This is a genomic window from Nocardia takedensis NBRC 100417, assembly GCF_000308695.1.
GTDB classification, from domain to species: Bacteria; Actinomycetota; Actinomycetes; order Mycobacteriales; family Mycobacteriaceae; genus Nocardia; species Nocardia takedensis.
Genome location: NZ_BAGG01000066.1, coordinates 13,506 through 32,545 on the forward strand (window position 1 = coordinate 13,506; position 19,040 = coordinate 32,545).

18 protein-coding genes are annotated in these 19,040 nt (G+C 69.9%); 9 read left to right on the plus strand and 9 right to left on the minus strand.

Translation table 11 applies throughout. The annotated features are described in order from the left end of the window. The first annotated feature begins 145 nt into the window (after positions 1-145). The 3 genes from ON30_RS14200 to tatA all read left to right on the plus strand — a co-directional run bounded on the left by ON30_RS14200 (position 146) and on the right by tatA (position 3,866). Positions 146-985, plus strand: coding sequence for a lytic transglycosylase domain-containing protein (locus tag ON30_RS14200; RefSeq protein ID WP_051029330.1), 840 nt, complete (start codon positions 146-148; stop codon positions 983-985). A gap of 745 nt (positions 986-1,730) precedes the next feature. Further along, a complete protein-coding gene (locus tag ON30_RS14205) occupies positions 1,731-3,524 on the plus strand; it encodes a hydroxysqualene dehydroxylase (protein WP_040707429.1) in 1,794 nt (597 codons plus the stop codon). Positions 3,525-3,593: 69 nt separating this feature from the next. After that, on the plus strand, positions 3,594-3,866 hold the full coding sequence (gene tatA / locus ON30_RS14210) for a Sec-independent protein translocase subunit TatA (RefSeq protein ID WP_051029332.1): 273 nt from the start codon (positions 3,594-3,596) through the stop codon (positions 3,864-3,866). 57 nt (positions 3,867-3,923) lie between these two features. Here tatA and ON30_RS14215 read toward each other — a convergent pair whose 3' ends face one another. Then, the gene (locus ON30_RS14215) at positions 3,924-4,538 is read right to left on the minus strand and encodes a TetR/AcrR family transcriptional regulator (protein WP_040707431.1); all 615 of its coding nucleotides are present in this window, start codon (positions 4,536-4,538) and stop codon (positions 3,924-3,926) included. Between the two features lie 288 nt (positions 4,539-4,826). Between ON30_RS14215 and ON30_RS14220 the strand changes: the two genes are divergently transcribed. Beyond that, positions 4,827-5,474, plus strand: a complete 648-nt coding sequence (locus ON30_RS14220; protein ID WP_051029333.1) for a TetR/AcrR family transcriptional regulator — start codon at positions 4,827-4,829, stop codon at positions 5,472-5,474. Between the two features lie 113 nt (positions 5,475-5,587). On the opposite strand, the gene ON30_RS14225 is transcribed toward ON30_RS14220, so the two are convergent. The 4 genes from ON30_RS14225 to ON30_RS14240 form a co-directional block, all read right to left on the minus strand. Then, positions 5,588-6,064 (minus strand): hypothetical protein, encoded by a 477-nt coding sequence (locus tag ON30_RS14225; RefSeq protein WP_051029334.1) that lies wholly within the window; start codon positions 6,062-6,064, stop codon positions 5,588-5,590. 154 nt (positions 6,065-6,218) lie between these two features. Beyond that, complete coding sequence (locus ON30_RS14230; protein ID WP_040707433.1) at positions 6,219-7,064, minus strand: alpha/beta fold hydrolase; 846 nt, start codon at positions 7,062-7,064, stop codon at positions 6,219-6,221. A gap of 4 nt (positions 7,065-7,068) precedes the next feature. Then, complete coding sequence (locus ON30_RS14235; protein ID WP_040707533.1) at positions 7,069-7,569, minus strand: SRPBCC family protein; 501 nt, start codon at positions 7,567-7,569, stop codon at positions 7,069-7,071. A gap of 32 nt (positions 7,570-7,601) precedes the next feature. Continuing rightward, a complete protein-coding gene (locus tag ON30_RS14240) occupies positions 7,602-8,729 on the minus strand; it encodes an NDMA-dependent alcohol dehydrogenase (protein ID WP_040707435.1) in 1,128 nt (375 codons plus the stop codon). A 112-nt stretch (positions 8,730-8,841) separates the two neighbouring features. Here ON30_RS14240 and ON30_RS14245 point away from each other — a divergent pair, with 112 nt between their 5' ends. Then, positions 8,842-9,435 (plus strand): TetR/AcrR family transcriptional regulator, encoded by a 594-nt coding sequence (locus ON30_RS14245; protein ID WP_040707437.1) that lies wholly within the window; start codon positions 8,842-8,844, stop codon positions 9,433-9,435. 21 nt (positions 9,436-9,456) lie between these two features. Here ON30_RS14245 and ON30_RS14250 read toward each other — a convergent pair whose 3' ends face one another. Continuing rightward, complete coding sequence (locus ON30_RS14250) at positions 9,457-10,092, minus strand: TetR/AcrR family transcriptional regulator (protein ID WP_040707438.1); 636 nt, start codon at positions 10,090-10,092, stop codon at positions 9,457-9,459. A gap of 168 nt (positions 10,093-10,260) precedes the next feature. Here ON30_RS14250 and ON30_RS14255 point away from each other — a divergent pair, with 168 nt between their 5' ends. Beyond that, positions 10,261-11,649 (plus strand): NAD(P)/FAD-dependent oxidoreductase, encoded by a 1,389-nt coding sequence (locus ON30_RS14255; RefSeq protein ID WP_245554043.1) that lies wholly within the window; start codon positions 10,261-10,263, stop codon positions 11,647-11,649. Positions 11,650-11,679: 30 nt separating this feature from the next. Continuing rightward, the gene (locus ON30_RS14260; protein ID WP_040707440.1) at positions 11,680-13,443 is read left to right on the plus strand and encodes a hydroxysqualene dehydroxylase; all 1,764 of its coding nucleotides are present in this window, start codon (positions 11,680-11,682) and stop codon (positions 13,441-13,443) included. 66 nt (positions 13,444-13,509) lie between these two features. Here the strand turns inward: ON30_RS14260 and ON30_RS14265 are convergent, their stop codons facing one another. The 3 genes from ON30_RS14265 to ON30_RS14275 all read right to left on the minus strand — a co-directional run bounded on the left by ON30_RS14265 (position 13,510) and on the right by ON30_RS14275 (position 16,668). Then, positions 13,510-14,379, minus strand: coding sequence for an SAM-dependent methyltransferase (locus ON30_RS14265; protein ID WP_051029336.1), 870 nt, complete (start codon positions 14,377-14,379; stop codon positions 13,510-13,512). Positions 14,380-14,448: 69 nt separating this feature from the next. Next, positions 14,449-15,201 carry an SGNH/GDSL hydrolase family protein gene (locus tag ON30_RS14270; RefSeq protein ID WP_040707442.1) on the minus strand — a complete coding sequence of 251 codons (753 nt, stop codon included), beginning with the start codon at positions 15,199-15,201 and terminating at the stop codon, positions 14,449-14,451. A 141-nt stretch (positions 15,202-15,342) separates the two neighbouring features. Continuing rightward, positions 15,343-16,668, minus strand: coding sequence for a bifunctional o-acetylhomoserine/o-acetylserine sulfhydrylase (locus tag ON30_RS14275; protein WP_051029337.1), 1,326 nt, complete (start codon positions 16,666-16,668; stop codon positions 15,343-15,345). Positions 16,669-16,949: 281 nt separating this feature from the next. Between ON30_RS14275 and ON30_RS14280 the strand changes: the two genes are divergently transcribed. Both ON30_RS14280 and ON30_RS14285 read left to right on the plus strand, forming a co-directional pair. After that, positions 16,950-17,648 (plus strand): response regulator, encoded by a 699-nt coding sequence (locus ON30_RS14280; protein ID WP_083911394.1) that lies wholly within the window; start codon positions 16,950-16,952, stop codon positions 17,646-17,648. Between the two features lie 110 nt (positions 17,649-17,758). After that, complete coding sequence (locus tag ON30_RS14285; RefSeq protein ID WP_040707541.1) at positions 17,759-18,745, plus strand: HAMP domain-containing sensor histidine kinase; 987 nt, start codon at positions 17,759-17,761, stop codon at positions 18,743-18,745. The last annotated feature ends 295 nt before the right edge of the window (positions 18,746-19,040 follow it).

A 19,040-nucleotide genomic window follows, 5' to 3' on the forward strand; every position in this document is an offset into this window, starting at 1 on the left:
GAGGCATCGTCACAGGGTTCCGCACGGCCGGCCGCGACGGCGTTAATCTCAGGTCATTTCGTGCCCGACGTCGTGGCACCGGGAGGAGTCGGCAGTCGTGGGTCGTCACCGTAAAGCCTCGGGACGCAACGGAGTTCGCGGATCGGTGATCGTACTGACCGGCCTGGTCCCCACCGCGGTCTCGGCCGTCGGGGCGGGCCTGGACAGCGGGGTCCCGAACACCGTGGAGGCCGCGGCGCCGATCGAGCCCACCATCCCGATGGAGTTCGCGACCGTCCCGGTGCAAGCCGCACCGGAACCGTTCGAGCCCCTGCGCATGGCCACCGAATACGTGCCGCCTCCGCCGCCGCCGGAACCGGTCGTGGTCGCGCCCGCCTCCGCCCCCGTCGCCGTGGAGACGCCGACCTGGCGTCATCCCGTCGCCGCCGCGGGCCCCGGCGCGACCGTGCCCGAGGTGGCGGTGGCCGCCTACAGCAACGCCGCGGACATCCTCGCGAAGGACTCCCCGGGCTGCCACCTGCCGTGGACGTTGCTCGGCGGTATCGGCCGGGTCGAATCCGATCACGCCTACGGCGGTTCGGTGGACGAGAACGGCGCCACGCTGCGTCCCATCCACGGGCCGTCGCTGGACGGCAGCACCGCGGGCAACGCGGTGATCGCCGACACCGACGACGGCGCGCTGGACGGCATCGCCGACTACGACCGCGCGGTCGGCCCGATGCAGTTCATCCCCGGGACGTGGCGCGCCTACGCCGCCGACGGCAACGGTGACGGCGCGGCCGACCCCGACAACCTCTTCGACGCCGCGCTGACGGCGGGCCGCTACCTGTGCGCGGGCGGACTCGACCTCGACGACCCCGACCAGCGCACCAAAGCGATTCTGCGCTACAACAACTCGATGGCCTACGTCACCAACGTGCTGGCCTGGGAAGCGGCCTACCGCACGGGCGGCGCACCGTCGTGGTCCGAACTCCCGCCGATCTGACCGGCGCGCACCCGCTTTCCGCCGGCACGCCTCATCTTGCCCGGGATTGCCGCGCGGGTGGGGCGCCGCGGGTCTACCACGGCTGTCCCGGACGGAATTGCGGCCTGCTTCGACGCTATCTCGGAACGATCACGGTCCGCGGCCTGAATTTTCGGAGACGATCGGCCGCATCCTGGGCGCGGAGCGCGTGCGTTTGTGAGGTTGCCATACCGGGGGGATCGCCGGATGAGTCGGTCTCCAGCATCGCCGGAAATCGTTTTCCGAACGGTATCGCGCTCCGTACAGTGAGAAATGTGACGCCATTTCCGCGGTCGGCGTCACCACTCGCTCGGCGGTTTCCGAACCATCAACCAGGGCTCCGGTCGGGGCCGCCGAGCGAGGTCCTGGAGTAGGTCTACGCCGCGCTTTCCGAGCGGCGTCGCGACGATTCCCGACGCGGTAGTCCCGAAGAATTCCCGCGAAACGGCGGCTCCCCCAGTGGGAGCCGCCGTTTCGGCGTTGTGGGGAATTGCGTTCGCGCGGGTGGCGGGGAGTCGTTCGCGCGGCCGGCGCGGCGCTGACCAGTGTGATTGCTCGCTGCGCAGGGTAACGGGCGCCGGACTGTCTGTGAGGAATTCCCGCCGATTCCGACGTCCCTTTGTAACAAAGCCACAGTTCTTGATTCAGCGTTGACCGTATGTATCGGATCTGGATACATTGTTGCCATCCTGACCGGTGGCCTTGAAGTCGATGAGGACGTGATCCTATGGCCGAATCCGAAGTCTCTCGCCGTAGTGTGATGAAAGGCGCGGCAGCGGGCTCCATCGCCCTTGCTGCCGCGAGTGCGACCAGTAGCGGCCTTGTCGGCCTGACCCGCGCCGACGCCGCCGTGACCAAGAAGAAGGTCGCGGTACTCGGCGGCGGCATCGCGGGAATGACCGCGGCCCACGAGTTGGTCGAGCGTGGCTACGACGTCACGATCTACGAAAGGAAGGCTTGGGGCGGCAAGGCCCGCAGTATCGATACACCGATCGCCGGAACCGGCGGTCGCAAACCCCTGCCCGGCGAGCACGGATTCCGGTTCTTCCCCGGTTACTACTACGCCGTCCCGGACACCATGAAGCGCATCCCCTTCCCGGGGAACGAGAACGGTGTGCTCGGCAACCTGACATCCGCGCTGACCCTCACCGCGGCCCAGGACGCGCCCGACATCACCCTGCCCTTCGCGCTCGACTTCGACGCGATCGGCCTGGCCCTGCACCCGCAGAAGGTCATCAAGACCCTGCTCGGCGGCCTGACCTGGATCCCGCGACTGCCCGTCCCGGATCTACTGCTGCTGGTGCGCCGCCTGCTGGTGTTCTTCACCAGCTGCGACGAGCGTCGGATCGGACAGTGGGAGAAGCTGTCGTTCAAGGACTTCGCGCTCATGGACCAGGGGCCGGAGAGCTACGCGGTGATCATCTCCACGGTCACCAGGACCCTGGTCGCGGCCAAGGAGCACAAGGCCAGTACCCGCACCATCTGCAACCAGGCCGAGGCGTTCCTGCTCTCGATCATCAACCGCGCCAACCCGGACGCGCCGTTCCCCGACAACGTGCTCAACGGCCCGACCAACGAGCAGTGGATCGATCCGTGGGTCGCCTACCTGACCGGTAAGGGTGTCAAGATGGAGCTGGGCACCTCCATCACCAAGATCAACGTCAAGGACGGCCGGATCGGGTCGGCCAATGCCAAGGATGCCAGTGGCGCGGACAAGACCATCGAGGCCGACTGGTTCGTGCTGGCCTTCTCGCCCGAGGTGGTCCCGAAGTTCATCACCCCGGAGATGCTGGCGATCGACCCGAAGCTCGACAACATCCGCAAGCTCGAGGTCGACTGGATGAACGGCATCCAGTTCTTCCTCAAGTCCGAGGATCGGATCGGTGCGGGCCACCTCGGCTTCATCGACTCCCCGTGGCGCCTGACCGGCATCCAGCAGAACCAGTTCTGGAAGAAGAAGGTCAAGGACGGCTACGGCGACGGTCAGGTCAAGGACATCTTGTCGCTGTGCATCTCGGACTGGGACGCCCCCGGCCAGAAGATCAAGAAGCCCGCCAAGAAGTGCTCGCCGCAGGAAGTGGCCGAGGAGGTGTGGGATCAGGTCACCCGCACCCAGCGCGGTGAGCCGCAGCTCGCGCGCCTGGGCAACGAGGACCTGCACTCCTGGTTCCTGGATCCGGCCATCCACTGGGATCCGGCCGCGGGCTCGAACACCAACGAGGAGCCGCTGCTGATCAACACCGCGGGGTCCTGGGAGAACCGCGGCGTCGCCAAGACCGCGATCCCCAATCTCGTGCTGGCGGGTGACTACCTGCAGAGCGAGGTCGACCTGGCGACCATGGAAGGCGCGTGCGAGGGCGGCCGCAACGCCGCCAACGCCATCCTGGAGGCGTCGGGGTCGGACGCGACCAAGGCCAAGCTCTGGAAGCACGGGACCATCCGCGAATTCGAGGGCGCGCGCCAACTCGACCGCATCCGCTACCGCGCCGGTCTGAAGAACGTGCTCGACATCAACCAGTGACGCCCGCGGGCCTGGCCCGCTCGCGTCGGCGGCCGGATACCGGCCGACGAATCGGAAAGGAGCTACACCGTGGGAACACTGTCCGTCACACACTGGCTGATCATTCTCGGGGTGGTCGTCATCCTGTTCGGCGCCAAGCGCATGCCGGATGCGGCACGCGGCCTGGGTCGTTCGTTGCGGATCTTCAAGAGCGAGGTCCGCGAGATGCACAACGACGACGAACCGCAGGCCGCGGCGCAGGCTCCGGCCTCGGTGCCGCGGGTCGCGCATCCGGAGAAGTCCGCGATGTCGCCGCGCGTCGTCGATTCGACGGCCCGACAGCATAATTCGGCCGCGGGCTGATCACCGCACCGAAGGCCCCACGGTTCCGCCCCTCGGACCGTGGGGCCTTCGGCTGTCTCAGCGCGGGCCCGGGGGAGTGTGGGGGCCGAGTCCGTTCTTCACCAAGGGGACGATCGCCGTGCGCAGGAACAGTCGGACCCGCTCGGTGTCGGAGAAATCCATGCCGCCCGCGGGGGTCAGCAGCAGCGAATGCGCCAGGCGGGCGACCAGTTCGGCGATCGGTCGCGGATCGTAGCGCGCGATCAGGCCGAGATTCTGCGCGTGGGTGAGCATTCCGGCGATGTAGTCGATGCCGAGGGAGACCCGGGGGCGGCCGTGCACCGTGAACAGGGCCAGTGATTCCTCCGGCGCGGCGCGCAGCAGGTGGGTGACCAGGTCGTGCATCCGCGTCTGTTTCAGGACGTGGAGCATGGTCTCCTCGATCTGCTCGTCGACGTCCTCGACGGTGGTGGCGATGGTCGTGGCCTCGGCCAGCATGCGCAGCGTCTCGCGCGCCAGCAGCGCGTCCACCAGTCGTTCCTTGGCGGTGAAGCGCCGGTGCAGGCCCGCGTGATCGATGCCGATGTCGCGGGCGATGTCTTCCATCGAGCTCTGCCGAATACCCACTCGGAGAAACCGCGCGAGGGCGGCGTCCAGAATTGTGTCGTCGAGTCCGTCGTATCCGGCGGTCATGAACCGAACATACGAATCCGTTCTCAACGTGTCAACAACGGCGATGCGCGATACTCCCATTTCCGGAACCGCTTCGGTGGACACCCTCGCGAATTCTGTCGAATTCCGCACGCGGGACAATTTCTTCTGGTTGGATGCGGGTGACTCCCATTGGTGGGCAGTCTGATTCGAATCCGCCACCGCGTTGCGCCGAGCCAGGCGGAGTCTCCGGGGGGTGCGGGGGCGGCCCCGTCCGTTTTCGCGGAAACGATCTTTGACGCAAAGTTACGGGCTATGTACCGTTGATGCATGGCGCGGGCATACGACGAGCTCGATGAGCAAATACTCGACGCGGCACTCGCCCGTATCCTCCAGGTCGGAATCCGTCGGGCCAGTCTCGACGACATCGCCCGGCGGACCGGGATCAACCGGGTGACGATCTACCGCCGCTTCGCCGGGAAGGACAACGTCGTCGACGCGGTCCTGTCCCGCGAGATCGAACGAATCCTCGGCGAGGTCACCGCGATCGCGCGCGCCGCCCCCGACGTGGACGCCCAGATCGAGGAGACCGTCCTCTACATCCTGCGCCAGACCCGCACCCACCCGCTGGTGGTCCAGCTCATCGAGGTCTCCCCGGAGGAGGCCCTGTCGTTCTACACGGTGCGCGGCGAGGAGATGGTCTCCCAGGGCATCGCCTACATCTCCGGCATCCTGGAATCCGCGCAGCAGAGCGGCGCGATCCCGCACTACGATGTCGGTCCGGTGGCCGAATTGGTGGCCCGCCTCGCCCATTCGCTGCTGCTCACCCCGCGCGCGGGTATCGACTTCGACGACGAGGTGGCCGCGCGGGTGTTCGTGCGCACCGCCGTCGTGCCGATGATGAAATACGGTTTCCCCGCCGCGAGCGCGGCGCCGGTCGCCGCCGACAGCGACGCCGAGGCGCCCCGCGCCCGCTAGCGCGGGGTCCGGACAACGCCGAATCCCCGACCCGCTGGATGCGGGCCGGGGATTCGAGCGTTCACGCCCGGTGCGAACGGCTCACGCGCGGTGATCCGCGCGTCGCGCTCGACTCAGTTGACGTCCTCGGCGGGGTGTTCCGCGCACGCGAGGATCGCGACCTTCTTGGCGTCGGCGTCCTTCTTCGCCTCGGCCTCGTTCGGGTAGGTCTCGACGCTGGCGTCCTCGAAGAAGCAGGCCACCTTCACGTTCGGGTCGACCGGGGGAGCCGGGATGGTCTCCTCGATGTCGGGAACGGGGATCGTGCCGTCCGGATTCGGCGCGGGCTCCGGCTGCGGGGCCGGGGTCGCCGGCGGGGCCGGGGCCTGGCTCGGCGCGGGGGGTTCGGCCGAGGGCGAGGGCGCGGGGGTGGTCTCTGCCGGCGCGGTGCTGGGAGTCGGCGTCGCGGTCGTGGTCGGGGCCACTTCGCTCGTGGTCGGCGCGGGAGCGGGCTCGGTCCCGGACGGTTCGGCCATCGCGCTGGTGGTCGCGAAACTCACCGCGGCGGCGGCGATTCCGGCCATCGCCAGGGTTCGGTAGAACGTCGGCATAGTTCAGGTCCTATCGGTTGGTGTGCACCTCGGGGCAACCGGTCGGTGCAGCCAGCTTATGGCCGCCACCCGCCGATTCGACCTGGTCCTGTGCAACCGACAACCCCGGAGCGGACGTCGATAGGCCATCGGCACAAGCGCCGATCGCCCCGGTTCAGTCGGGGCGCACCGAGTTCCCGATCCGCCGCAGAACATGCGCGGCGAGGACCTCCGGGGCCTGTTCGGGCACCCAGTGGCCGATCCCGTCGAGGGCCTCGAAGGTGTAGTCGCCCGTGACCCGATCCGAGCAGGCCCGTGCCGCCGATTCGGTGACCGCGACATCGGCCGCGCCCCAGACGAAGGTGGTCGGGACCCGCACCGCGGGCACCTGGGGCCAGTCACCGTGCCGGGCGCGGTACCAGTTCAGCGCGGCCGTCATCGCGCCCGGCCGGGACACCACCTCGAGATGCCGTTCGATCAGGTCGGCGGGCACGTCCGTGCCGAAGCCGAGACGCAGGGCGGCGGCGTCCTCGGCCAGCAGCAGGTCCGCGGTCTCGTCCTGTTCGAGCATCGCCATGTAGGCCGAGGTCTCGCGCTGCAGCGGATCGTGGGCGATGGCGTCGGCGAACACCGCCGGATGCGGCACCGAGACCGCGATCAGCGAGCGCACGAGTTCCGGGTGGCGCGCGGCGACGGCCCACGCGACGATCGCGCCCCAGTCGTGGCCGACCAAGTGCACCGGGCCGAGTCCGAGCGCCGCGCACAGGCCGACCACGTCGCCGGTCACCTCCGCCAGGCGATAGTCCGCGACCTCGGCCGGGCGCGCGCCGGGGGAGTAGCCGCGCTGATCCGGGGCCACCGTGCGCGTCCCGGCGGCGTGCAACAGCCGCGTCAGCGGCCGCCAGGACGACGAACTCTGCGGAAAGCCGTGCAGCAGGACGACGGCCGGGCCGTCCTCGGGGCCGCCGACGCGGACGTCGAAGCGCAGGTCGCCCACCGGTACGGTGACCAGGGAGTCCACGGGGCTACCGCCCGGCGACGGGGAAGCGTGCGTCGGTGTAGCGGCGCAGATTCCTCAGGAAGCGCCGGAACATCAGGTTCATCACCGGCGCGGTCGCGAAGGAGGCCCGCCGGGCCACCCCGCCGAGCCGGTTGGCCAGCGTCCAGGTCAGCACGCAGCCTTGCGGCGTCGGTTCGATGAGGTAGTCCTCCAGGAAGGCTTCGAGCGAGGAGGTCGAGCTCTGCTCGAAGCGGAAGGCCATGCGGCGACCGGGTTCCCAGGCCAGGAACCGTTCGGCGCCGACGATGCCGCCGCGCATGTCCACGGTGCGGGTGGTGCCGACGCCGTGCGGTTCGGGGCTGGTCCAGGTGACCTTGGTGATGACACTGGCCCAGTGCGGCCAGGATTCGGCGTCGGCCAGCACCGAGAACGCCTGGTCGGGGGTGATCGCGAGGTCGACGCTGTTGCGGAAGCGGGCGGGCGCGGCGTCGAGGAAGTCCAACTCGACGTGTTCGCAGGGATGCATGGTGGTCACGGGATGTCCTCCGGGCGGTGCGGTCAGCGGTCTTCGTCGGTGAAGCGGATGATGCCCCGGATGTTGTTTCCCTCCAACATGTCCCGGTAGCCGTCGTTGATCTGGTCGAGGCGGTACTGCCGGGTGACCATGTCGTCGAGGTTCAATTTGCCCGCCGTGTACATCGACAGCAGGTGCGGGATGTCGTAGTGCGGGTTGCCGCCGCCGAAGATGGTGCCCTGCAACCGTTTCTGCAACAGGGTCAGCATGGCCAGGTTCAGCGTGGCCTCGTTGTCGACCAGGCTGCCCATCGCGGTCACCACGCAGGTGCCCGCCTTGGCGGTGATGCCGAGCCAGGTGTCGACGTCGGTGCCGCGCGCCTCGCCCACGGTGACGATGACCTTCTTGGCCATACCGCCCGCGGTGATCTCCGCGCAGGCGGCGGTGGCCTCCTCGACGGTGGCGTAGGCGTGCGTCGCGCCGAATTTCAGCGCCTGCTCGCGCTTCCACGGCACCGGGTCGACGGCGAAGATGTAGCGCGCGCCGCAGTGCACCGCGCCTTGCAGCGCGGCGACGCCCAGGCCGCCGATGCCGATGATCGCGACGTCCTCACCGGGCCGGATGTCGGCCGCCTTGGTGGCCGACCCGTAGCCGGTGGTGACGCCGCAGCCGACCAGGCAGGCGACCTCGAACGGGACCGACGGGTCGATCTTGACCACCGAACTCTGGTGCACGACCGCGTACGGGGCGAAGGTGCCCAACAAGGTCATCGGGAACACGTCCTGACCGCGGGCGGTGACGCGGTGCGAGCCGTCGGTGACCGAGGTGCCCGCCAGCAGCAGCGCGCCCAGATCGCACAGGTTGCGCAGGCCGGCCTGACACGAGGGACAGCGCCCGCAGGAGGGGATGAACGAGAGCACGACGTGGTCGCCGACGGCCAGATCCTCGACGTCGGGGCCGAGTTCGACGATGACGCCCGCGCCTTCGTGGCCGCCCAGGACCGGGAAGCCCGCCATGGGGATGCCGCCGGTCATCAGGTGGTGGTCGGAGTGGCACATACCCGCCGCTTCCATCCTGACCTTGACCTCGCGTCGGCGGGGTTCGCCGATCTCGATCTCCTCGATCGACCACGGCTGGTGGAAATCCCAGAGCAGTGCGCCTTGTGTCTTCATCGAATCTGCTTTCTACGCGCGAGCCGGCGGATGAACCGTACAGGTGTCCGGTCGGGTGTCGAGAGTGGCGTCCGCGTTGAATATTACAGGTGTAAAGCCTACTGTAAACCGCATGGCGGAAACAGCGACGGAGGCGGTGTCGAGTCGGCGCGCGATCGCCGGTCGCTCGGCGGAGACGGCCGATCGGCTGCTCGAGGCCGGGCTCGAGGTGCTGCGCGAACGCGGTTACGACCAACTCTCGATGCGCGAGGTGTGCCGTCGCGCGGGTTTGACCCATGCCACCGCCTACGGCTACTTCTCCGCCAAACACCATCTCGTCGCCGAGGCGTTCTGGCGGCGGGTCCGCGTCTGGACCGAGCGGCCCCTGGTCGGCGACACCCCGCGCGCGCGACTCGACGCCGTCTTCGTCGAACTCGGCGACCTGCTCGCGGCCGATCCGGAACTGAGCGTGGCGGCCTCGGCGGCCATCCTCAGCAGCGATCCCGACGTCACGCGTCTGCGCACCCGCATCGGCCGCGCGATCAGCGACCGCCTGCGGCGCGCGGCGGGGGAGTCCTGCACCGACGCCGTACTCGACGCGCTGAACATCGCGGTCAGCGGCGCGATGATCCAGGCGGGCATGAACTACTCCTCCTACGAGGACATGGCCGACCGCCTCACCTCGGTGGCGCACCTGCTGCTCGACGGCGCGGCCGGTCGGCGCTGACCGCGACGTGCGCGGGCGGGATCAGCCGCGCCCGTAGGTGATCAGCACGATCGCCCGGCCCAGCGAACGCGCGAGGCGCTCGTCGTCGACCGGGGAGTCGGCGCCGAACAGGCTGGTGATGGAACGCTCCACCATGCAGGTGAGCACGATCGCGGTGCCGGTGATGTCGCAGTCGGGATCGACCGCGCCGCCGAGTTGTTCGGCCGCCAGGCGCTCGCAGATGATCCGCATGAACGCCTGGACCCGCGTGCGCCAGTACCGACCGACGTCGCGGTCGTAGGCCGAGACCTCGGTCAGCGCCATCAGCAGTGGCCGGTGCGCCCGGAATCCGGCGATCATCCGGCGCATCGCCTCCACGGCGGTGTCCTCGGCGTCGTGGTGCTCGCCGCGCCACCAGGTCTCGGCCGCCTCGAACAGGTCCGCGGTGGCCAGATCGGCCATCCGGATCAGCAGGTGGGACTTGTCCGGGAAATGCCGGTAGAAGGTCGAGCGGGCCACCTCCGAGGCGGCGGCGATGCGTTGGACCGCGAGTTCGGTGAACGGCGTCCCATCGGCCATCAGGTCCTCGAGCGCGCGCAGGACCCGCGCCTCGAATTCGAGTCGCCGCTCGTCGGAGTGGGTGCGGCGGCTCACCGGCACCCGGGTCAGCGACGGCATGGGCGGGTTCCTGACTGGGGCATGGGTCCCATTGTGCACATCGACAATTCATCGATCGGTCCGATTCCGCCGATAGCGACCACTTCGGCGGTGTAGCCTCCTGCCAACGGAATGGGACACAGCGTCCGAGACATAGTGACCGGAGTTTGCGTGATGGGTTCAGTCCCGGTGACCGAGACAGTCGACATCGTGGTGGTCGGCGCGCGCTGCGCGGGCACCGCCACGGCCATCGCGGCCGCGCGCGCCGGACGGCGCGTACTGGCCCTCGACGCGGCCGCGTTCCCGTCCGACGCGCTGTCCACGCACCTGCTGTGGCCCGCGGGCGTCGCCGAACTGCGCGCGCTCGGCGCGCTCGACCGGGTCCTCGCCATCGGCGCGCCCCCGCTGACCACAGCCTCCGCCGCCGGTGCGGGCTACGAGGTCCGCGCTCGGTTCCCCGCCGTGGACGGCGTCGACTTCGCGCTGTGCGTGCGCCGCGTCGGCCTGGACGCGGCACTGGTCACGACCGCCAAGCAGGCGGGTGTCGAGATCAGGCAGAAATGCCGGGTCACCGACCTGGTGTGGGCGGGTGACCGCGTCGTCGGCGTCCGCTACCTGGATCGCGAGCACGGCGAACGCGAGGTGCGCGCCGCCCTCGTGGTCGGCGCCGACGGACGACGCAGCACCGTCGCGCGCGCGGTCGGCGCGATCGACCCTTACCGCAGCGAGGACAGCGGCCGCAGTTGCTATTTCGCCTACTGGACCGATCCGGACCCGACCGAACGCGGGGTGGCGGCGCAATGGCGCGACGGCGCCCTGCTCGGCACCGCCTTTCCGTGCGACGACGGCCTGGTTCTGTGTCTGGTACAGCCGCCGGCGCAAGGCCGCGACGGTCGCTCCAGTGAGGAGATCTACCGGTCCGCCCTCGCCGCCATCCCGCCGTTGACCCGTCGCCTGCGCGACAGCGAGATGGTCGGCCGGGTCCGCGCGGCCACCGACTTGATGTCCTACTTCCGGCGCTCGGCAGGCCCCGGGTGGGCACTACCCGGCGACGCGGGGCATTTCAAGGACCCGGTGACCGCCCAGGGCATCCGGGACGCGCTGCGCTACGGGCGACTGCTCGGCGAAGCCGTCGCCCCCGTGCTCGCGGACCGCGAAGCTCTCGACGCCGCCGTCACGGCGTGGGACAAGCGACGCGAACGCGAATGCCTCGGCATGTACCGCTGGACCAACCGGTTGGCGCGCGGAACGGCGATGGGGCCGTTGGAGATCGAGCTGTACCGGACGGCGACCACCGATCCGGGCCTGGCCGCCGCGACCCTCGAGGTCATGTCCCGCACCCGGTTGCCCACCGGGGTGATGGGACCGCTGGGCCTGACCGCGCTCGCCGGCCGCGCCCTGGTGCGCGCGGGCGACCGCCGCCGCGAAGTCCTGTCCCAGATCGCCGACGAGGTCCGCGATCTGGTCGAGGCGACGCTGTGGCCCGCCTTGACCGTCCTGCGTCCCGACCGCCACGCCCGCCCCCTGACCCGGCCCGAGCCCGCCCCGCTCGACCAAGGCCGGAGAAACGCTTCCTGACCCCAGATTGCACCACCCGGGAGATCCAAGATGAACGACAGTGTTGTCACCCCTACGTCGGCGTCCGTGGACCGTCGAACCGTCCTGCGCGGCGCGATGCTCGCCGGCGCCGCCCTGGCCGCGGCCGCGCCGATCGCGCGATCCCAACCCTCGGGACGGGAGGTGGCGATCTTCGGCGGCGGGATGTCGGGCCTGTCGGCGGCGCACGAACTCAGCGAACGCGGGTACCGCGTGACCGTCTACGAACCGTCCTACCTAGGCGGCAAGGCCCGCAGTCTCGGCGTCCCCGGCACGGGCGTGGGCGGCCGCATGGACCTGCCCGGCGAACACGGCTTCCGCTTCTTCCCCGGCTGCTACCAGTGCGTGCCCGACACCATGTCGCGCATCCCGTTCGGCCGCAACCCGAACGGCGTGCGCGACAACCTGATCCGCGTCGAATCGGCGGTCGTCGGCTTCCGCGACCGGCCGCCGATCTTCGCACCCGTCGGGCTCGAGGGACTGACCATGATGACCCCGCAGTTGCTCCAGTCCTCGATCGTGTCCGGACTCCAGTTCATCCCCGAACTGCCGCCGCTGGAACTGGCCTTCTTCGGCAAGCAGATGACCATGTGGTTCACCAGTTCCGACGAGCGCCGCTTCGGCGAGTTCGAGTACGTCTCCTGGGCGAACATGATGCAGGCGCAAGGCAAATCGCATGCCTACCAGGAGTATCTGGTCTCGGCGCTGACCCGGATCACCGTGGCCGCCAAGCCGAACCTGAGCTCCGCGCGCACCATCGGCACGATCGGCCAAGCGCTGGTGCTCGCGGGATCGGGGCTGTATCCGCAATACCGCGGCGGCGCCGACCAGATCCTCAACGGACCCACCAACGAGGTGTGGATCGACCCGTGGGTGGCCCACCTGCGCGGCCAGGGCGTCGAATTCGTGATGGGCGACCGACTGACCCGCCTGCACCTGGACGGCGGCCGGATCAGCGGCGCGACGGTCTCCGGCGCGGGCGGCACGCGCACGGTGAACGCCGACTGGTACGTGTGCGCGCTCCCGGTCGACAAGGCCGTCGACATCCTGGGCGATGACATCCTCGAAGCCGATCCGAGCCTGGCGGGTATGCGAGAACTGTTGGTGGACTGGATGGTCGGCATCCAGTTCTATCTCACCAGGGCCACCGGACTGCCCGAAGGGCACATCGCCGCGCTCGGCTCGCCGTGGGCGATCACCGGCCTGCGCCAAGCGCCCATGTGGCCGGTCGACTTCCCGGCCCGCTACGGCGACGGCTCGGTCGTGGAGTGTCTGAGCGTGGACATCTCCGACTGGGACACCCCCGGCATCCTGTACGGCAAACCGGCCAAGCAGTGCAGCGCCGAGGAAGTCGCCGCCGAGAGTTGGGCCCAGCTCAAGCGGTGGCTCAACACCTCGACCGACTGGCTGCGCGACGGCGACGTGCACTCCTGGCATCTGGACCCCGGCGTGAGCTGGTCCGGCGGCGTCACCCACAACGAGACCCCGCTGTTGGTGAACACCGTGGGCTCCTACGATCACCGGCCCACCGCGCACTGCGCCATCGAGAACCTGTTCTTCGGCGGCGACCACGTGCGCAACGTCATCGATCTCGCGACGATGGAGGGAGCCAACGAATCCGGGCGCTCGGTGGCCAACGCCGTCATGGACGCGGCGGGCGACTCCGCGGGCCGCGCGGCGATCTTCCCGGCCGTGCAGCCCGCCGAATTCGCCGCGCTGCGCGCGGTGGACCGCGACCGCTACCGCGCCGGACTGCCGCACCTGCTGCACACCTGAGAACGGCACGGAGACAACACATCACGCGACGGGCGTCACCCGACTCGGGTGACGCCGTCGCGGCGATCACGACTTGCGGCCCACCACCGCGTACCCCGCGGCGGGCGGCTTGGGCGCGTCGGCCGGGCGCAGCGGGATCACCGCGGCCCCGTCGGTCGCCTCCTCGCGCTCGGGCGCGGGACCGGTCCCTTCCGGATACCAGCGCCCGATCGGGACGATGCCGGGGGAGACCGGCTCCAACGTCCGGAACATCCGCGCCACCTGGTCGTAGGTGCGGGCCTGCATCGGAATTCCGCTGTGCTCGTAGGCGCGCACCGTCGCCTCGACGGTCTCCGGGTCCAGATCGGTCGTCAGATGGGTCATCACCAGAAACGACCCGGGAGCCAACGGCTCGAGCAGGGTGTCGATGATGTCGTAGATCCGCTCACCCGGCACGAAGTGGCACAGCGCGATCAGGCTCAACGCCACCGGCCGGTCGAAATCCAGCGTCTCGCGCACCCGCTCGTCGTCCAGGATCCGCCGGGGCTCGGCCAGATCCGCCTGCACGTACTCCGTGCGTCCCTGCGGTGTGCCGACCAACAGCGCGCGGGCGTGCGCCAACACGATCGGGTCGTGGTCGACGTAGACCACCCGCGCCTCGGGGACGACCTCCTGGGCGATCTGGTGCAGATTCGGCTCGGTCGGAATGCCGGTGCCGATATCGAGGAACTGGTGGATGCCCTGGTCGGCGACGTAGCGGATCGCCCGATGCATGAAGGCCCGATTCTCCAGCGCCACCTGGCGCACATTGGGAATCGCCTGCTCGATCTTGTCCGCGGCCTCGCGGTCGGCGGCGTAATTGTCCTTGCCGCCCAAGAAGAAATCGTAGATACGGGCGCTGTGGGCCTGATTCTGTTTCAGATCCACGCTCGCGCCGCCATCGGCAGTCGGTGTCACCGTCGTCTCCCTCGTCGTGTCGAGCAGAGTCAACCATCTCCGCCGCCGCGCCCGCAGCCGAACCCCTGGCTAGGCCAGAACCGGGAGCAGATCCGGGCGCTTGGCCTCGCGGTCGACCCGCGCGGCCGGAGAGCCCGTCAGCCAACGCAGTTCGGTGACCATCGACCGGAAACCCGTGCGCGACACCGGCGGCAGCGGGTCGCGCCAACTGCCGTCCGCGCCCGGCAGCGCCAATGCCTGCGCGACCGCGCGCGCCACCAGATCGTGGCCCAGCGGGTTCAGATGCCGTCGATCCTCGGTCCACACCAACGGATGGCGCAGCACCTCGGCCTGTTCCAGGTCGACCAGCACGACACCGTGATCCTCGGCCAGTTCGCGCACTTCGTCGTTGAGACCGTAGAGCCGGGTCGACAGCGGTCGCGCCGCGGCCACCACGTCACCGAGATCCGGCAGCGTGAACGTGACCACCGTCGCGCCCGAGGCGACCAGTCGGATGAGGGTCTCGTCCAGGTCGTCGACCATGGTGGCCAGATCGAAACGCGGACGGCGTAACTCCGCGGCGCCCACCAGCACCGTCACCAGATCCGGGTGCAGCGCCGCGGCCGCGGGGACCTGCCGGGTGCGCACGCGTACCATCCGGTCACCCGCCACCGCCAGATTCGCGTAACGCACATCGGAACCGACCGCGCCCAGCAGTTCGGCGAACCGGTCCGCCCAGCCGCGGTGGCCGCCCGTGCCGTCGGGATCGCCCAACCCGACCGTGTGGCCCGCACCGAGCGCGACATAGCGGGAATACGGTCGCCACCATCGGACCCGGCCCATCGCATTCGCTCCCGCACATCGACACCGCACCCGTGGTGCGACGCCGCCGAACACCGCGCGGCGCTCTCGCCATGGTAGGCGCGGCCCGCGCGGGCGACCACCGGGACGACGGGGCCGCCCGCCCGTCCCGGTGGCCTTCGATCAGCCCGCGGCGGCGGTCAATCCGGCGCGCAGATCGGCGAGGATGTCCTCGATCCCCTCGATGCCGACGGCCAAGCGGACCAGGCCGGGGGTGACGCCCGCGCCCGCCTGCTCCTCCGGGGTCAGCTGCGAATGGGTGGTCGAGGCCGGGTGGATGACCAGCGACCGCACGTCACCGATATTGGCGACGTGGCTGTGCAGGGTCAGCGCCTCCACGAAACGCTTGCCCGCGTCGACGCCGCCCGCCAGCTCGAAACCGATGATCGCGCCCGCGCCGCGCGGAGCCAGCGCCCGCGCGCGCTCGTACCACGGCGACGAGGGCAGACCGGCGTAGGAGACCGTGGTGACGCCTTCCTGCCCGGTCAGGAATTCCGCGACCGCCCGCGCGTTCTGCACGTGCCGCTCGATGCGCAGACTCAACGTCTCCAGGCCCTGGCTGATCAGGAACGCGTTGAACGGCGACACCGCCGAACCGAGGTCGCGCAGCAGTTGCACGCGCGCCTTGAGCGCGTAGGCGGGCGCGCCCAGATCGGCGTACACCGCGCCGTGGTAGCTCGGGTCCGGCTCGGTGAAACCGGGGAAACGCCCACCGCGCCAATCGAATCCGCCGCCGTCGACGATCACGCCCGCGATCGCGGTGCCGTGGCCGCCGAGGTACTTGGTCGCCGAATGCACGACGATGTCGGCGCCGTGGGCCAGCGGCTGGATCAGGTACGGGGTCGCCACGGTGTTGTCGACGATCAGCGGAATGCCCGCGCCGTGCGCCACCTCCGCGATGCCCGGGATGTCGAGGATGTGGTTCTGCGGGTTGGAGATCGTCTCGCCGAAGAACGCCTTGGTCTCCGGGCGGATCGCCGCGCGCCACTGCTCGAGGTCGTCGGGATCCTCCACGAAGGACACCTCGATGCCGAGCTTGGGCAAGGTGTAGCGGAACAGGTTGTAGGTGCCGCCGTAGAGGCGCGGGCTGGTGACGATGTGATCGCCCGCCCCCGCGATGTTCAGGATCGCGAAGGTCTCCGCGGCCTGGCCCGAGGACAGCAGCAGTGCGGCGACGCCGCCCTCGAGCGCGGCGATGCGCTGCTCCACCGCGTCCTGGGTGGGGTTCATGATGCGGGTGTAGATGTTGCCGGGCTCGGCCAGACCGAACAGCGCCGCGGCATGGCCGGTGTCGCGGAAGGTGTAGGAGGTGGTCTGGTAGATCGGCAGCGCGCGGGCGGAGGTGGTGCCGTCCGGCGCCTGGCCGACGTGGATCTGCTTGGTCTCGAAACTCCACGCCTGCGTGGGATCCTGCGGCTGCGCGGGGGAGTCGGCTGCGGCGTCGCTCATTCGGTGGGCTCCTGTGGTCGGTTCGGCAGGTCCGTGGTCATGCCCCGTGAGGCTAGGAACGCGATCCCGGGTAGCGGAACGGTTGCGCTCCGCTCGAGCGTAACTGTGGTCCACGCCTCTGCCCTTACCTCATCTCGCTATGGAGATATTGCGATCTATCTATGCATGGGACTTCGAGAGAGAACGACAGAAGAAAGGCCGAGGAAGGGAAGGGGCCGCCCCACACGGAATCTCCACAAATGGCCCAGGCGGCCTCCACAGCCGCTCGTTAGGGTTCGACCATGGAACACAGCGCACCGGGGAACGGGCAGGCGCGGCGGATTCTCGTGGTGGACGACGAAGTCACCATCGCCGAATCGATCGCCGCGCGCCTGCGCGCGGAAGGGTTCACCGTCGACCTCGCCCACGACGGACCGGCGGCGGTCGCCGCGGTCCGCGCCGACGCACCCGATCTGGTGGTCCTCGACGTCATGCTGCCCGGGTTCGACGGCCTCGAGGTGTGCCGACGCATCCAGGCCGACCGGCCCGTTCCGGTGCTCATGCTCACCGCCCGCACCGACGAGACCGATCAACTCGTCGGACTCGGCGTCGGCGCCGACGACTACCTGACCAAACCGTTCTCGATGCGCGTGCTCGCCGCGCGGGTGCGCGCCCTGCTGCGGCGCGTCGAACGCGCGGCCGATCGCGACGCCGCGCAGATCGTCGTCGGCGACCTGCGCATCGACGTCGACCAGCGCCGGGTGTGGCGCGCCGAGACCGAAGCCCAGCTCACCCCCTTGGAATTCGAGTTGCTGGCCCGCCTGGCCCGCCGACCCCGCGTGGTGCTGCCCCGGGAACGACTGCTCGAGGAGGTGTGGGACTGGGCCGACGCGGCAGGCACCCGCGCCGTGGACAGTCACGTCAAAGCGTTGCGCCGCAAACTCGGCGCGGACCTGATCCGCACCGTGCACGGCGTCGGCTACGCGTTGGAGACACCGTGACCCGCGCGCGGAGCGAACCCGCTCCCGCACCACCCCCGGACGCGCCCACATGGGCCGCGCGGTGGATTCCCCGCGAAGTGCGCGGCCTCGCCGACACCGTCGCCCGGATCATGCCGCGCCCCTTGGACCCGGTCCGCTCGATCAAACTGAAACTCGCCATCCTCATGCTGGTCTCGGGCGGTGTGGCCTTCGGGTTCTTCCGCTTCAAGATCGGGTGGCTGCCACCCAAGACCACCATGGCCGCGGTGGTGATCGCGCTGGTCACCTCGCAGTTCCTCGCCCACGGCATCACCCGCCCGCTGCGCGAGATGACCGCCGCCGCCAAACGCATGGCCCAAGGCGACTACACCCGGCGGGTGCGCGCCACCTCCCGCGACGAAGTCGGCCAACTCGCCGCCGCGTTCAACCAGATGGCCGCCGACCTCGCCGCCGCCGACCAGCAGCGCCGCGACCTCATCGCCAACGTCTCCCACGAACTGCGCACACCCATCACCGCGCTCAACGCCGTCCTGGAAAACCTGGTCGACGGCGTCTCCGAACCCGACCCGCACACCCTGCGCACCGCGCTCGCCCAGACCGAACGCCTCGGACTGCTGGTCTCCGAACTGCTCGACCTGTCCGGCATCGAAGCGGGCGCGTTCCCCCTCGACCGCGAAAAGCTCGCGCTCGGACCCCTGTTGGACGGCGTGGTCGCCGAGGCAGAGGTGATGACGGCCGCGCTCGGCCGCGGCGTGCGTTTCCGCACCGAGGTGCAACCCGGCGACGCGTGCGTGTCCGCCGACCGTGCACGCTTGCACCAAGTGCTGATCAACCTGCTCGACAACGCCGCCCGACACGGCCCCGCCGGCGGCGAAGTCCGCATCACCGCCCGCGCGCACCCCGGCGAAGTGGTCGTGGACGTCGAGGACGACGGCCCCGGCATCCCGCCCGCCGAACGCGCCCAGGTCTTCGACCGCTTCACCCGCGGCGGCCGCACCGACGGCGGCGGCACCGGACTCGGGCTGGCCATCTCCCGCTGGATCGTGCACCTGCACGGCGGCACCATCGCCGTAGCCGATCCGGGCTCCCGCATCCGCGTGGTCCTCCCGGACCCCTGACCGCTCGTCCTCCGACACCCCGACACCCCTGATACTTCGTCGCCCCGTCGCCCCGACACTCTGACAGCCCGTTGCCCCGCCGCCCATGCGCCGGGGTGGTCACCGCTGCCCGCACCGTTCGGTCCGGGCAATTCCCTACAGGAGACACGAATGCCCGAAACCCCCGTCCCACCCGAGGCCGTATCCCCACCGCCGGACGCCGCCCCCGCGCCTCCGCCCCTCGGTGCGCCGAGTGCGGACGTAGAGGCCGCGCCGACCGCGACCGTCGGGGCCGCGACGGTTGGGGCCGCGACGG